This is a genomic window from Microbispora sp. NPDC046933, from assembly GCF_040644635.1.
Classification (GTDB): Bacteria; Actinomycetota; Actinomycetes; order Streptosporangiales; family Streptosporangiaceae; genus Microbispora.
Window position 1 is genome coordinate 179,562 of the sequence record NZ_JBEYWW010000005.1, and the last position, 14,395, is coordinate 193,956.

The 14,395-nt window shown below is 69.5% G+C and carries 14 protein-coding genes; all 14 read left to right on the forward strand.

Annotation, left to right across the window (positions count from 1 at the left end; all coding sequences use genetic code 11):
* Positions 1-247: 247 nt before the first annotated feature.
* Entirely contained in the window at positions 248-850 is a 603-nt protein-coding gene (locus ABZ857_RS08770) for a cupin domain-containing protein (RefSeq protein WP_357039786.1), read from the forward strand.
* A 140-nt stretch (positions 851-990) separates the two neighbouring features.
* Positions 991-2,106 carry an ABC transporter substrate-binding protein gene (locus ABZ857_RS08775; RefSeq protein ID WP_357039789.1) on the forward strand — a complete coding sequence of 372 codons (1,116 nt, stop codon included), beginning with the start codon at positions 991-993 and terminating at the stop codon, positions 2,104-2,106.
* A gap of 18 nt (positions 2,107-2,124) precedes the next feature.
* Positions 2,125-3,033, forward strand: a complete 909-nt coding sequence (locus tag ABZ857_RS08780; RefSeq protein ID WP_357039792.1) for an ABC transporter permease — start codon at positions 2,125-2,127, stop codon at positions 3,031-3,033.
* An 11-nt stretch (positions 3,034-3,044) separates the two neighbouring features.
* Positions 3,045-3,824, forward strand: a complete 780-nt coding sequence (locus ABZ857_RS08785) for an ABC transporter permease (protein WP_357039795.1) — start codon at positions 3,045-3,047, stop codon at positions 3,822-3,824.
* Positions 3,825-3,828: 4 nt separating this feature from the next.
* Positions 3,829-4,989 carry an ABC transporter ATP-binding protein gene (locus ABZ857_RS08790; protein WP_357039798.1) on the forward strand — a complete coding sequence of 387 codons (1,161 nt, stop codon included), beginning with the start codon at positions 3,829-3,831 and terminating at the stop codon, positions 4,987-4,989.
* Positions 4,990-5,066: 77 nt separating this feature from the next.
* Complete coding sequence (locus ABZ857_RS08795; protein ID WP_357039801.1) at positions 5,067-6,503, forward strand: FAD-binding oxidoreductase; 1,437 nt, start codon at positions 5,067-5,069, stop codon at positions 6,501-6,503.
* A gap of 114 nt (positions 6,504-6,617) precedes the next feature.
* Positions 6,618-6,974: a cupin domain-containing protein gene (locus ABZ857_RS08800; protein ID WP_357040206.1), complete on the forward strand. Its 357-nt coding sequence runs from the start codon at positions 6,618-6,620 to the stop codon at positions 6,972-6,974.
* Positions 6,975-7,229: 255 nt separating this feature from the next.
* The gene (locus ABZ857_RS08805) at positions 7,230-7,799 is read left to right on the forward strand and encodes a TetR/AcrR family transcriptional regulator (RefSeq protein ID WP_357039804.1); all 570 of its coding nucleotides are present in this window, start codon (positions 7,230-7,232) and stop codon (positions 7,797-7,799) included.
* Between the two features lie 61 nt (positions 7,800-7,860).
* Positions 7,861-9,036 (forward strand): GDSL-type esterase/lipase family protein, encoded by a 1,176-nt coding sequence (locus ABZ857_RS08810; protein WP_357039807.1) that lies wholly within the window; start codon positions 7,861-7,863, stop codon positions 9,034-9,036.
* A 158-nt stretch (positions 9,037-9,194) separates the two neighbouring features.
* Entirely contained in the window at positions 9,195-9,416 is a 222-nt protein-coding gene (locus ABZ857_RS08815) for a glycosyltransferase (protein ID WP_357039810.1), read from the forward strand.
* A 76-nt stretch (positions 9,417-9,492) separates the two neighbouring features.
* Complete coding sequence (locus tag ABZ857_RS08820) at positions 9,493-10,725, forward strand: MFS transporter (protein ID WP_357039813.1); 1,233 nt, start codon at positions 9,493-9,495, stop codon at positions 10,723-10,725.
* 322 nt (positions 10,726-11,047) lie between these two features.
* Positions 11,048-12,397 (forward strand): potassium transporter TrkG, encoded by a 1,350-nt coding sequence (locus tag ABZ857_RS08825; protein ID WP_357039816.1) that lies wholly within the window; start codon positions 11,048-11,050, stop codon positions 12,395-12,397.
* A 1-nt stretch (position 12,398) separates the two neighbouring features.
* Entirely contained in the window at positions 12,399-13,052 is a 654-nt protein-coding gene (locus ABZ857_RS08830; RefSeq protein ID WP_357039819.1) for a TrkA family potassium uptake protein, read from the forward strand.
* A 228-nt stretch (positions 13,053-13,280) separates the two neighbouring features.
* Positions 13,281-14,321 (forward strand): PP2C family protein-serine/threonine phosphatase, encoded by a 1,041-nt coding sequence (locus ABZ857_RS08835; protein WP_357039822.1) that lies wholly within the window; start codon positions 13,281-13,283, stop codon positions 14,319-14,321.
* Positions 14,322-14,395 lie beyond the last annotated feature (74 nt).

The following is a 14,395-nucleotide window of genomic DNA, read 5'->3' on the forward strand; positions in this document are numbered from 1 at the left end:
CGCGCCATACAGCCATGGCCAGGCCCCTTCCATCGTCCTGCCGATGGGGACACGTCGCCGTTCTCCCTGACGGTCGGCGCGGGTTCGGAGCGCCTCGACGCCCGGCGTCGGGACCAGGACCAGCATCATCGACTGCTATGTGACAGTTTCGTTATCTGCGAGCCCCTTGAGAATCCGAGGACCGTCTCTATACAGTCCCTGCATCCCAATCAAACAGAATGTTTAGTAAAGAAGATCGGAATGTTTGATGGTGCTTGAGGTCGGGGCTGACGACGACTCCGAGGCGGACGCCGTACGTCTCGGGGCGCGCATCAGGGCATACCGCGCCATGCGCCAGATGACACTGCGAGACCTCGCCGGCCAGGCGGGGGCCAGCCCCGGCTTCATCAGCCAACTCGAACGCGGACACACCAGCGCGAGCATCGGTATGATCCGGCGGATCGCCGGGGCACTCGGTCTCACGGTGGCCGACCTGTTCAGCGAGAGTGACATCGTCGCGCCCCGGGTCATGCGCCGATCCGAGCGCCCGGAGTTACCCACCGGACCAGGAACCCGTAAGTACCTGATCTCGCAGCGACCGCTCCAGAACCTGGAGATGTACAGCGGTGAGTTCGACCCCGGAGCCTCCACCGGCGACGAACCCTACACGCACGGTGACTCCCAGGAGATCCTTCTGGTGCTGCGCGGCCGAGCCACCTTGTGGATCGGACCATCGGAGTCGGCGTCCTCCTACGAACTGGAGGCCGGAGACAGCATCGAGTACCGGACCTCGACGCCGCACCGCGTCGTCAACGAGAGCACAGAACCAGCCGAGGTGCTCTGGGTGATCAGCCCGCCCACCCCGGCCTGACCTGTCGGCACGAGGGACCGCCATCCCTCGGGACCGACACCTGCACGGCGGCTTCCACGCCCTCCACGCGCCCGCGGCTTTGCGTGGCGCGACGAGACGCACGTGAGCCCGCTCAATCACCCGCTACCAAAGGGGAATCCATGGCAACAATATCACGATTCGTCTCTTTCACCGCCGTCGCCGCGTCGTTGCTCCTCGCGGCGGCCTGCGGCGGCGGCACGCCGGAGCCCGCGCAGATCGACCTCGGCTCCGGGCCGGCCACCGCCGGCACCGTGAAGAAGGACGCGCTGAAGGGCGTCAACCTGACCTTCGTCTCGTACGGCGGCGTCTATCAGAAGGGCCAGCAGGAAGCGGCGGTGGACCCGTTCGCCAAGGAGTCCGGCGCGCAGGTGCTGCAGGACGGTCCGACCGACTACGCCAAGATCAAGGCGCAGGTCGACTCCTCCAACGTCACATGGGATGTCGTGGACAGCGACGCGATCTGGGCCCAGGCCCAGTGCGGCAAGCTGCTCCAGCCGCTCGACTACTCGATTATCGACAAGTCGAAGATCCCGGACGGGCTGGCCACAGAGTGCAGCGTCCCTGCCATGCAGTACGGGATGGTCCTCGTCTACAACGCGAAGAAGTTCGGCGCGAACCCGCCCCAGGGCTGGAAGGACTTCTTCGACACGGCGAAGTTCCCCGGCAAGCGGGCGATCCCCGGTGTTCCGGGTGACGCCTCCCCCGGTCCCTGGGAGGCGGCGCTGATCGCCGATGGGGTCGCGCCGGACAAGTTGTTCCCGCTGGACGTCGAGCGAGCGAGCAAGAAGCTGACCTCCGTCCGCTCCGACCTCGTCTTCTGGAAGACCGGCGCCGAGTCGCAGCAGCTCTTGGAGTCGGGTGAGGTCGACATGGCCATGGTCTGGAGCGGCCGCGCGTACGCGGCGGTCAAGAACGGCGCGCCCTTCCAGGTCCAGTGGAACCAGTGGATGCCGATCATGGATGCGATCAGCGTGCCCAAGGGCGCCAAGAACCCGAAGGCCGCGATGGCGCTGATCAACTACTACCTGGGCGCGCGGCAGCAGGCCAAGCTGACCGAGCTGACCTCCTACTCCCCGATCAACACCGACGCCAAGCCGGCTCTCGACGACCTCGGCGCCTCCTTCCTCACCACCCGGCCGGAGTCCGCTTCGAAGGCCACCCCGATCGACTCCAAGTGGTGGGCGGACAACCAGCAGGCGATGATCGAGAAGTGGTCCGCCTGGCTGGGCGGCTGAGGCGGGACCTGATCTGACATGGTCCTCGACCAGCTTTCCGGCGATGTTCCCGGCGCCGCCCGTCCCGCAGCCAACGCGCCCTCACCGGTGCGAACGGCCCCCGATGCGGGCGGGCGCCGCCCGGCGCTGCTGATCCTGCCCGCGCTGATCGCGCTCGCCGCGTTCTTCATCTACCCCCTGGCCCTGGTCGCCTGGAACGCCTTCACCGATCCGGCCCCGGGCCTCGGCAACTTCACCTGGTTCTTCAGTGAGCGGGCCAACCTCGAGACGCTGGCCCGCACGTTCACCACGGCCCTGTGGGTCACGGTCGTCTCACTCGTGCTCTCCTACCCGTACGCGTACGCGATGACGGTGGCGGGCTCGCGCGTCCGCGGCCTGCTCATGATGCTGGTGCTCCTGCCGTTCTGGACCAGCCTGATGGTCAGGACCTTCGCCTGGGTGATCCTGCTGCAGGACACGGGTGTGATCAACCAGATACTCGGAGCGATGGGCCTCGGCCCGTTCAGCCTGATCCGCACGCAGGCCGGGGTGATCATCGGCATGGTGCAGTTGCTCATGCCGTTCATGGTGCTGCCGTTGTACGCGGTGATGTCCGGCATCGACGGGCGTCTGCTGCCGGCCGCCCGCAGCCTCGGGGCCCGCCCGGCCACGGCGTTCGTCACGGTGTACATGCCGCTGTCACTGCCGGGTGTCTCCGCGGGGTGCCTGACGGTGTTCATCAGCGCCCTCGGGTTCTACATCACTCCGGCGCTGCTCGGCTCGCCGACCGACGCGCTGATCTCGCAGCAGATCTTCACGCAGGTCAACGGCCTCCTCAAATGGGGACGCGGCGGCGCCATGGGCGTGGTCCTGCTCGGCCTGACGCTGGCCATGATCGCACTGCTGGCCGTCTCGCTGCGCCGTGCCGGAAAGAGGGTCAGCGGATGAGGACCTTCCGTTTGGGACGCGCGTTTCTGTGGGCGCTGTGCGCTGTCATGGGCGCCTGGCTGGTCGTGCCGGTCCTCATCGTCATCCCGCTCAGCTTCACCGGCAAGCCGTCCCTGAAGTTCCCGCCGGACAGCTGGTCCACCCGGTGGTACGCCAACTTCTTCGGCGACAGCGCCTGGATGTCGGCGCTGTGGACCTCTGTCCAGGTGGCGCTGCTCGTCACCGTGGTGGCCACCGCGCTCGGCACCGCAGCCGCGATCGGCCTGACCCGGGCACACGTTCGCGGGCTCGGCGCGGCCCAGGGGGCGATGCTCGCGCCGATGATCGTGCCGGGTGTCGTCCTGGCGATCGGCACGTACTCGGTCTTCCTGAAGTTGCAGCTCGTCGGCTCGCTCGCCGGGTTCGTCATGGCGCACACCGTGCTCGCCCTGCCGTTCGTGATGATCCCGGTCACGGCGAGCCTGCGTGGCTTCGACCGTCGCCTGGAGAACGCCGCCGCGAGCCTCGGTGCGGGGGGGTGGACGACCTTCCGCACGGTCACGCTTCCGCTGGTGGCTCCGGGCGTGGCGTCGGGTGCGCTTTTCGCGTTCGTGACCAGCTTCGACGAGGTCGTGGTCTCCCTGTTCATCCAGAGCCCGTACCTGCAGACCCTGCCGGTCAAGATGTACGCCAGCGTGACCCGGGAGACCGACCCCACCATCGCCGCGGCTGCCACGATGATCATCGTTCTCACGACGACGCTCGTCTTCGCCGCCACTTTCTTCGTCGCCAGGAGGAGCCGTGCCAAGTAGCGCCGTGTCGAGTAGCAATGTCCAATCACCGGCCTCGAACGCCGCGTCCGGCCGCAACGACCTCGCAGGTCGTGGCGCCCGGATCGAGCTGACCGATCTCTCGAAGCGCTACGGCGACTTCGCCGCGGTGGACGACATCTCACTGGTCATCGAGCCCGGCGAGTTCATGACCCTGCTGGGGCCCAGCGGCTCGGGCAAGACCACGACCCTCAACATCGTCGCGGGGTTCGTCACCCCGACGGCCGGGTCCCTGAAGGTCGACGGCGCGGCGATCGAGTCGACGCCGGCGCACAAACGTGACATGGGCGTGGTGTTCCAGCACTACGCGCTCTTCCCGCATCTCACCGTGGCCGAGAACATCGCCTACCCGCTCAAGCGGCGGGGCATCCCGAAAGGCCGCCGGGCAGAGCTGATCCGCGCCGCGCTCAATACGGTCCACCTCGGTGAGTACGGCCACCGCTATCCGCGCGAGCTCTCGGGCGGCCAGCAGCAGCGGGTCGCCGTCGCCCGTGCGATCGTCTACGGCCCGCGCGTGCTGCTCATGGACGAACCGCTCGGCGCGCTCGACAAGAAGCTGCGCGACTGGCTGCAACTGGAGATCAAGCGCATCCACGCCGAGTTGGGAACCACGTTCGTCTACGTCACGCACGACCAGGAGGAGGCGCTGGTCCTCTCCGACCGGATCGCCGTCTTCAACCACGGCCGCATCGAGCAGGTCGGCCCTGCGAGCGAGCTGTACGAGCGCCCAGCCACCCTGTTCGTCGCGAAGTTCCTCGGCGAGTCGACCGTGCTGCGTGGAGACGCCACCCGTGAAGGTGACGGCTCGGCGGTCGGCGTGTGCGCCCGCACGCTCCAGACCCCCGGGCAGATCGAGGGCTCCCGAGCCGCGATCGTCGTACGGCCCGAGCGGCTCGCCGTACGGCCCGGCGGCCACCAGCCGGAACCCGGCTGGAACGCGCTGCCGGCCACCGTCACCGGGGAGATCTACCTCGGCTCCAGCCGGAAACTCGAGCTGACCCTCCCCGACGGCTCTCCAGCCCTGGTGCGAGAGCAGGCGGGGACGCTGAGCGACGCACGTAAGGGCGACGAGGTCACCCTGACATGGCGGGTCGGAGATTCCGTGCTACTCCCCGACGACCCCGATGTGGAGGCGGTCTTCACCTGACCGGCCCGGATGGCCGCCGGACGCGCGCTGAGCGCGGTGGGCCATCGGCAAGCACAGTATGCAGCCATGGAGTTCTTATGAGTGACAACGGACTGAACGGCATCCCCTTGACGAGCGACTTCGCCAACGGCGGCCTCTCGTTCTGGTACCGGCAGATCGGCATTCCCGGGCAGCGCCCTGCCCTGCCCGGGTCGCGGGACTACGACGTGGCAATCGTGGGCGGTGGCTACACCGGCATGTGGACCGCGTACTACCTGAAGAAGGCGCAACCCGACCTGCGGATCGCGATCCTGGAAAAGGAGTTCGCCGGGTTCGGCGCCTCTGGGCGCAACGGGGGCTGGCTGTCGGCGGAGTTCGCCGGCTCCCGCGAGCGACACGCCGCCGCGCGCGGGCGGCAGGCCATGATCGATCTCCAGCATGCCATGTTCACAGCCGTGGGCGAGGTGATCGAGGTCGCGAAGGCCGAGGGGATCGACGCGGACATCCACAAGGGCGGCCTGATCCACGTCGCGACGAATCCGGCGCAGGACCGACGCACGCGGGCCAACCTGGCAGCCCTGCGCACCTGGGGCTTCGCCGAGCAGGACATGCGGCTGCTCACCGCCGACGAGCTGGGTGAGCGCATCCGGGTCGCCGGGGCGCTGTCGGCCACCTACAGCCCGCACTGCGCGCGCATCCAGCCTGCGAAGCTCGCGGTCGGACTGGCCCGCGTCGTCTCCGGCCTGGGCGTGGACATCTTCGAGAACACCACCGTTACCGAGATCCTCCCGAGGAGTGCCGGCAGGGCGGGCAAGGCCGCGGCCGTCACCGACCGGGGTACGGTCACCGCCGAGTACGTCATCCGCGCCACCGAGGGTTTCACCGCAAGCATCAAGGGACAGCACCGCCAGTGGCTGCCGATGAACAGCTCGATGATCGTCACTGAGCCGCTCTCGGACGAGGTGTGGGAGCGGATCGGCTGGCGGGGGTACGAGCTGCTCGGCGACGAGGCGCACGCGTACTGCTACGCCCAGCGCACCGCCGACGGCCGCATCGCGATCGGCGGGCGCGGTGTCCCCTACCGGTACGGCTCACGCACGGACGTGCGCGGAGCCACCCAGCCGCAGACGGTCGCCGCACTCTGGAAGATCCTGACCACCCTGTTCCCGGCCACCGCCAAGGCGAAGATCCAGCACTCGTGGTGTGGTGTGCTCGGCGTGCCCCGCGACTGGTGCTCCACCGTCCACGTGGACCACACCACCGGCCTGGGCTGGGCCGGCGGCTACGTCGGAAGCGGTGTCACGACCACCAACCTGGCCGGACGCACGCTCCGCGACCTCGTGCTCCGGCAGGACACAGAGCTGACCGCTCTGCCCTGGGTAGGCCGCCAGGTACGCCAGTGGGAGCCGGAGCCGCTGCGCTGGATCGGCGTACAGCTGATCTACTCGCTCTTCCGCACGGCCGACCGCCGCGAGACGCGGATGGAAAACACGTCAGCCTACGCCCGGCTGGCCAATCTCATCTCCGGCCGGTGACCCGGCTGTCGCCTTCGGCGAGTGCCCGCGGCCATGTGAACGCCCTGGCGCCGTCGAGGGCGAAGCCGTTACTCATACACCTCAGGCCTGTCAGAAGGAAAACTCTTGAGCGACATGTTCAACGCCCTGGCCCACCTCGTTGACGCCGCCCAGGCCGGGCTGCCTTCCCCGCAGCCCAAGCCGACCAGCCTGACCGGGCAGGAGGAGAGCACCCTCGTGCTCTGGGCAGCCGACCGCGACGGCGCCGAGGCCGGGATCTGGGAGTGCGAGCCGGGCACCTTCACGGCCGTCCGCGACGGCTTCCACGAGATCTGCCAGATCCTTACGGGCCGCGCCACCGTGCGCGGGGAGGACGGCCAGGTCGTGGAGCTGGTCCCCGGTTCGACGGTGGTCCTGCCGGATGGCTGGCGGGGCACCTGGGAGGTCCACGAGACCATGCGCAAGACGTACGTCACCGTAACCGCCCGCTGAGCCGAGCAGAGGATCATCCACCGGCGCCGGGAAGACGACGCGGGAAAGGAGCGACAGTCGATCTTCCGTTAACGACAACCTCCCCGGTCGCGCCCGTATGAATCGACAGCGCCCCGACAGGGGTGTCACGCCTCCAGAATATATCGGAAGACAGGATATTCAAGAGCACCGCACCTCTCCGTGAGCACCATCCGCGATTTGCCTAAGCCTGTTAGGCAAATCCATAATTGGTTCAGGCCAAGCAGGGAGAGGGTTATGGTGCGGGCAGGGCTGACCACGGAGCGCCTGATCAGGGCGGGGGCGGAACTGGCCGACGAGGTCGGCTTCGACCAGGTGACGGTCTCGGCACTGGCCCGGCGGTTCGGCGTCAAGGTCGCGAGCCTGTACTCGCACCTGAAGAGCTCCCAGGACCTCAAGACCGGGATCGCCCTGTTCGCGCTGGAGGAACTCGCCGACCGGGTCGCGGACGCGGTGGCCGGGCGCGCCGGCAAGGACGCCCTGGCCGCCTTCGCGGCCGCCTACCGCGACTACGCCCGGGAGCATCCCGGCCGCTACGACGCCGCCCGGCTCAGGCTCGACCCCGAGACGGCGGCCGCCAGCGCCGGCGTCAGGCACGCACAGATGACACGGGCCATCCTGCGCGGCTACGACATCGCGGAGCCGGACCAGACACACGCGGTCCGGATGCTGGGCAGCGTCTTCCACGGCTACGTCAGCCTGGAGATGAGCGGAGGCTTCAGCCACACCGCCGTCGACCCGGAGCAGTCCTGGTCCTGGATCGTGGACTCCCTCGACACCCTGCTGCGCAACCGGACCACGCCCTGACTCCCAGGGGCCGCACCGACGCATCGGAACACTTCGGCAATCCCGATCGACAGGCTGAGCGATGAGCATCGAGCACGACTGGATCACCACACCCGTCACCCCGGACCTCCTGCGCGGCGTCCTCGACGTGGAACGCACGGCGCACGGCCTGCTGCCGCACCGGCTGCCCGCCTGGGCTCGCCGGCAGATCCCCGACGAGCAACTGGCCATCGCCGAGGCCCAGCCGTCCGGCGTACGTCTGGCGTTCCGGACCCGGGCCACCACCATCGAACTGGACACGCTGCCCACCAAGAGGGCCTACCGGGGACTCCCGGCCCCGGCGGACGGCGTGTACGACCTGCTCGTCGACGGCCGCCTCGCGACCCAGGCCACCGTGACCGGCGGCAACGTCCGCACGATCGACATGGCCACCCAGTCCGTCGAACTCCGCGAAGGACCTCCCGGCACCGCCCGGTTCACCGATCTGCCCGCGCGTGACAAGAACGTCGAGATCTGGCTTCCCCATACGGAGATCACCGAGCTGATCGCCCTGCGCACCGACGCCCCGATCGAGCCGGCGCCGGACAGCGGGCGCAGGGTGTGGCTGCACCACGGCAGCTCCATCAGCCACGGCTCGAACGCCGCCCACCCGACCGCCATCTGGCCGGCGCTGGCCGCCGCCCGGAGCGGAGTGGAGCTGATCAATCTGGGGTTCGGCGGCAGCGCCCTGCTCGACCCGTTCACGGCCCGCGCGATGCGGGACACCCCCGCCGACCTGATCAGCGTCAAGATCGGCATCAACATCGTCAACGGCGACGTGATGCGCCTGCGCGCCTTCACCCCCGCGGTCCACGGCTTCCTCGACACCATCCGCGAGGGGCATCCGGCCACACCGCTGCTGGTCGTGTCCGCCATCCTGTGCCCGGTCCAGGAGGACACCCCCGGCCCGCTCGCGCCCGACTTCGACGGCGGGACCGTGCGGTTCAAGGCCACGGGCGACCCGGCCGAACGCGCCGCCGGGCGCCTGACGCTCAACGTCATCCGCGGCGAACTCGCCAGGATCGTCCGGCAGCGTGCGGTCGACGACCCGAACCTGCACTACCTCGACGGCCGCGACCTCTACGGCGAGGCGGACTACGCGGAACTGCCGCTGCCCGACGAGGTGCACCCCGACCCCGCGGGACATCGCCGCATCGGCGGGAACTTCGCACGCCTCGCGTTCGGCGCCGGCGGCCCGTTCGCCGTCACGACCGGCTGACCGCGATCCCAGCGGCACAAGACGGCACGCGGCCGGCCGAGTTTATGGTCTCGGTCTACGGGCAACCGGCTTTGGTAGATCGCGTTAGATGATCATGCCCGGGAGGGCGCGCATCCGCCCTGCGGGGTGGCGTGCGCCCGTGCTCGAAAGGCACTGCGATGCTGACACCGGTCTGGGAGGTCGAACCCGGCACCAAACACAACGGCCTGCTCGTCGACCCGGTCGATCTCGACGGCGTACGCGCCGCGCTGGCGCGGCTGCTCGACGATCCCGCGCTGCGGCGGGAGCTGGGCGAGCGTGCCCGGGCCGGGGTGCTCAAGCGTTTCACGATGCGACGACTGGCCGGCGACTACCTGAAGGTGATCGCAGGAGCTCCCTGAGTCGCCTGCGCCTGTACGGCGACCGGGGCGCCGGAGCGCCCCGGTCCGGCTCGAAAGCATGGAAAGGGGGGGACACGTGCGCTCGCAGCGGGCATCCGTGTTCATCGTGTTCGTGCTCAACGGCGTCATCGCGGGCTCCTGGGCGCCACGCATACCGACGCTGGCCGGGAAGATCCACGCGGACCCCGGCGTGCTCGGCATCGTCCTGCTCGGCGCCAGTGTCGGCCTGACCGTGGCCGCGTCGTTCGCGGGCCGGTTGTGCGCCCGCTTCGGCGCCCCCGCCGTCGTGGTCGCGTCGGCCGTCAGCGCCGCGTGCGCGCTGCCCGTCCTCGCGCTCGTCACGACACCACTGCAACTCGGCCTCGTCCTGGTGTGGATCGGCGCGTCCTTCGGCGTGTTCGACGTGTCGATGAACGTCGCCGCCGTGACCGTCATCCGCCGCGTCGAGCGGCCGCTGATGCCGGTCTTCCACGCCGGATTCAGCTTCGGCGGACTCGCCGGCTCGCTGGGCGCCGCTTTCGCCGCCGGTCGAGGCGTCGACCTGCTCCCGTACTTCGCCGTGGTGACCGTCGTCTCGCTGGCCGTCACCGCCGGCGTGATCCGGTTCGTGCCACGGGAGGAGCGCGCGGCCGTCACCCGGGAGCACGGCGGGCCCGACCGCCGCATGCTGCGCCGCCCGGTGCTCTGGCTGCTCGGCAGCATCGCGTTCGTCTCCGCCATCGTCGAGGGCTCGAACGGCGACTGGTCGGCGTTGTTCGCGGTCCGCGAGCGAGGCGTGTCCGAGGGGGCCGGCGCGCTCGTGTTCTCCGTCTTCTCCGTCGCGATGGCGGTGGTCCGGTTGCTCGGTGAGCGGATCCAGCGCCGCTTCGGCCCCTTCGGGATCCTGGTCGCCGGATCGCTGTTCGCCGGGATCGGCCTGCTGACGGCCGCGATCGTGCCGGTCGCCTGGCTCACCTACGTCGGCTACGCGCTGGCCGGCGGGGGTGTCGGGCTGGTGTTCCCGATCGTGCTCGACCTCGCCGGCGCGGTCAGCCGGCGCGGCGACGGCACCGGCGGCGAGCGGGAGATCGGGTTCGTCACGAGCATCGCCTACTCGGGCTTCCTCGTCGGACCGCCCATGATCGGCGGCGTCGCCCAGCTGACGAACCTGTCGTTCGCGGTCGGCTTCATCGGGGTCGTCGCGATGCTGATCGTCCCGGCCGCGCTGTCCTCGGCCGCGGCGCGGCGGCGCGAGAAGCGATCCACCGGCGATGCGGACAGGCGCGAGACCACGCTCAGGACCGATCTGTCGGTTCCGGCTGAAGACTGAAGACCGAACCTGGGCTTTACATCGTAGATTCGCGGCCGGGCACGGTGGAGGGGCCGTCCGGTCAGGTCCGGCCCTGATGTGCCTGGTGGGAAATGTGCTGTTACGGTAGGCCGCGGTGTGCCGGGAAGTCGGGTCGGCGAGTGGTCCAGTTGCCCGCACGGAGGTTCTCGGTGATATCACGGTCGGCCCCCCAGGGTGGCACGCACGAGCCGGGCCGCCCGCGCCGGCGCGTACGAGACCGCGAACACAGCCGCGAGAGCAACCGCGAGGGCGTCCGCGAAAGCATCCGCGAGGGCATCCCCGAGGGCACGGAGCGACCGGCATGAGACTGTTCTGGGCCATGGTGGCGCGTTTCCACCAGCCGGCGCAGGTCATCACGACCGTGTTCGGCGCGACGGTCCTCCTGGGGACGGCCCTGCTGTCCAGTCCGCTCGCCACGACCTCGGGGAAGCCCGCGGACTGGGTCACCGCCCTGTTCACCGCGACGTCGGCGGTGTGCGTGAACGGGCTGACCGTCGTCGACACCGCCACGCACTGGTCGGCGTTCGGCGAGGTCGTCATCGCCGCCCTGATCCAGGTGGGCGGCCTCGGCATCATGACCCTCGCGACCGTCTTCACCCTGCTCGTCTCCCGCAGGCTGGGCCTGCGCGCCCGGTTGTCGGCCCAGGCCGAGACCAAGGTGCTCAACGGCAGCGACCTGCGGCGCGTGGTGGGCAAGGTCGTCGTGTTCAACCTGCTCTGTGAGGCCGTCGCGGGGACCGTTCTGACGCTCAGGTTCGTGCTCGGGTACGGCGAGCCCGTCGGGCGCGGCCTGTACCTGGGCCTGTTCCACGCGGTCTCGTCGTTCAACAACGCCGGTTTCGCGCTGTGGCCCGACAGCCTGGTGAGGTTCGCCGGCGATCCGTGGATCTGCCTGACCGTCGCGACGGCGGTGATCGTGGGCGGGCTCGGCTACCCGGTGGTGTTCGAGCTGCGCCGTTCCTGGCGCCGCCCCGGCCGCTGGTCGCTGCTGACCCGCATCACGCTCACGGTCACCGCCGTCCTGCTGGCCGGCGGCACTGTGGTCTTCCTCGTCACGGAGTGGACCAATCCCCGCACACTCGGGCCCCTGGACGAGCAGGGCAAGCTGCTCGCCGCGTTCTTCACCGCCGTCATGCCGCGCAGCGCCGGGTTCAACAGCCTCGACATCACGCAGATGCACCCCTCCAGCTGGCTGGTCACCGAGCTGCTGATGTTCGTCGGCGGCGGCAGCGCGGGCACCGCCGGCGGCATCAAGGTCACCACGCTGGGACTGCTCACGTTCATCGTCTGGGCGGAGCTGCGCGGCGAGAGCCGGGTGAACATCGGCCACCGCCGCCTCACCGAGGCGGCGCAGCGGCAGGCGGTCTCGCTCACCGTGCTGAGCGTGGGCCTTGTCGCGCTCTTCACCTACGTGCTTCTGGTGCTGACGCCGCACTCCCTGGACCAGGTGCTCTTCGAGGTCGTCTCCGCCTTCGGCACGACCGGACTGTCCGTCGGCGTCGCCTCCGTCGTCTCCCCCGCCGCGCAGGTGCTGCTCACGCTGCTGATGTTCATCGGCCGGATCGGACCGCTCACGCTGGGATCCGCGCTGGCGCTCAAGGAGCGCACCCGCCGCTATGAATTACCGGAGGAGGACGTCATCGTTGGCTGACATGAGAAACGACCCCGTGGCGGTGATCGGTCTCGGTCGCTTCGGCACCGCGCTCGCCCTGGAGCTGGTGCGGCGCGGCACCGAGGTGCTGGCCGTCGACCACCGCCCCAAGGTGGTGCAGAGCCTCGCGGGGCAGATCACCCACATCGCCACCGCCGACGCCACCGACCCCGAGGCGTTGCGCCAGCTCGGCCTGCCGGACTTCTACCGCGCCGTGTGCGCCATCGGCAGCGACCTGGAGGCGAGCATCCTCACCTCGTCGCTGCTGGTGGAGATGGAGATCGACGACATCTGGGCCAAGGCCGTCAGCCGGCAGCACGGCCGCATCCTCAGCCGGATCGGCGTCCAGCACGTGGTCTTCCCCGAACACGACATGGGCGAGCGCGTGGCCCACCTGGTGAGCGGGCGGATGCTCGACTACATGGAGGTCGACGAGAACTTCGCCCTGGTCAAGACCCTCCCGCCGAAGGAGTACGTCGGAGTCCCCCTCGGGGAGTCCAGCCTGCGCCGCAAGTACGGGGTGACGGTGGTGGCGGTCAAACGGCCGGGCGAGGAGTTCACCTACGCCACCGCGGAAACCGAACTCGGCTACGGCGACGTCATCATCGTGTCCGGCCGTACGGACCAGGTGGAACGCTTCGCGGAACTGCCCTGACCGCGTGGGGAAAGGCCGGATGCCGGCTTTACCGGCCGCCGCGTCACGAATTCGAGTAACGTCACTACTCGTAGTGATCAGATGGGGCACGCCGCGACTTGACCGACCGGCCCGAAATGGCGCCATCCGTCGCGGACAATGGGGAGTGCCCCGTTCACTACGCGGGAAGGAGTAAAGCCATCAGGAAAGGAATCATGTGCTGACGTGGGGGCCGGCAATGGAGTCGCGATGAATTCCCAGAGCGTCCTTCGTTCGTTGCCGTTCATCGTGATCTTCCTGGTCGTCGTCGTCGACCTGAGCATCGGGCCCGGTGTGGGCTTCCTGCCGCTCCTCACCCTGGGCCCGACCTTCGCCTCGGTGGCCGGCGGCGTTCGCCGTACGGCCCTCATAGGGGCGCTGGCCCTCGTCATCTGCATCCCCCTGGCCGTCTACAACGACCTCCTCGGCACACCGCAGAACAACCTCACCCTCGTGACGATCATCGGCGTCACCGCCGCGAGCATGCTCGCCAGCAGGCTGCGGATCCGGCGGGAGCGCGAGCTGGCCAACATCCGGCTGGTCGCCGAGGCGGCCCAGCGGGTGCTCCTGCGGCCGGTCCCCCGCCGCGCCGGCGACCTGCGGGTCGCGCTCTCCTACACCTCCGCCGCCGCGGAGGCCCAGATCGGCGGGGACCTCTACGAGGTGGTCACCACCCCCGAGGGCGTACGGATCCTCATCGGCGACGTGCAGGGCAAGGGCCTGGAGGCGGTCGAGACCGCGGCGTGGGTGCTCGGCGCCTTCCGCGAGGCGGCCTACGACCAGTCAGAACTCGCCGGCGTGGTCGAGCGGGTGGAGACCAGCCTGGCCCGGCACCTGAGCGGCGAGAAGTTCGTCACCGCCATCGTCGCGGAGGTCCACGACGGGGAGATCTCCCTGCTCAACTGCGGCCACCCCGCCCCTCTGGTGCTGCGGCGCGACGGCGGCGTCCACTTCGCGGAGCCGCAGGAGGAGGCCCTCCCGCTCGGTCTCGGCATGCTCGGCTCGCCGCGCCCGAAGCCGCACCGGGTGCCGTTCGGGGACGGCGACCAGATCCTCTTCTACACGGACGGCGTGGTCGAGGCCCGGGACCGGGAGGGCCGCTTCTACCCGCTCGCGGAGCGGGCGCATCTGCTGCGGGGCGCCGATCCCCAGGCGGCCCTCGACGGACTGCGCGCCGACCTGCTGCGCCACGTCGGCGGACCGTTCCCCGACGACGCCGCCATGCTGCTGCTGCACCGTCATCCTGGATAAGCCTGGCATCCCGGATAAGCCTGGCATCCCGGATAAGCCTGGCACCCCCGGCTGGCTCTGGGGCCCCGGCTGAC

Bases quoted from the DNA above. Each gene is read 5' to 3' on its own strand.
- ABZ857_RS08770 (WP_357039786.1), top strand. From the start codon at position 248: ATGGTGCTTGAGGTCGGGGCTGACGACGACTCCGAGGCGGACGCCGTA.
- ABZ857_RS08775 (WP_357039789.1), top strand. From the start codon at position 991: ATGGCAACAATATCACGATTCGTCTCTTTCACCGCCGTCGCCGCGTCG.
- ABZ857_RS08780 (WP_357039792.1), top strand. From the start codon at position 2,125: ATGGTCCTCGACCAGCTTTCCGGCGATGTTCCCGGCGCCGCCCGTCCC.
- ABZ857_RS08795 (WP_357039801.1), top strand. From the start codon at position 5,067: ATGAGTGACAACGGACTGAACGGCATCCCCTTGACGAGCGACTTCGCC.
- ABZ857_RS08800 (WP_357040206.1), top strand. From the start codon at position 6,618: ATGTTCAACGCCCTGGCCCACCTCGTTGACGCCGCCCAGGCCGGGCTG.
- ABZ857_RS08805 (WP_357039804.1), top strand. From the start codon at position 7,230: ATGGTGCGGGCAGGGCTGACCACGGAGCGCCTGATCAGGGCGGGGGCG.
- ABZ857_RS08810 (WP_357039807.1), top strand. From the start codon at position 7,861: ATGAGCATCGAGCACGACTGGATCACCACACCCGTCACCCCGGACCTC.
- ABZ857_RS08815 (WP_357039810.1), top strand. From the start codon at position 9,195: ATGCTGACACCGGTCTGGGAGGTCGAACCCGGCACCAAACACAACGGC.
- ABZ857_RS08825 (WP_357039816.1), top strand. From the start codon at position 11,048: ATGAGACTGTTCTGGGCCATGGTGGCGCGTTTCCACCAGCCGGCGCAG.
- ABZ857_RS08830 (WP_357039819.1), top strand. From the start codon at position 12,399: ATGAGAAACGACCCCGTGGCGGTGATCGGTCTCGGTCGCTTCGGCACC.
- ABZ857_RS08835 (WP_357039822.1), top strand. From the start codon at position 13,281: ATGAATTCCCAGAGCGTCCTTCGTTCGTTGCCGTTCATCGTGATCTTC.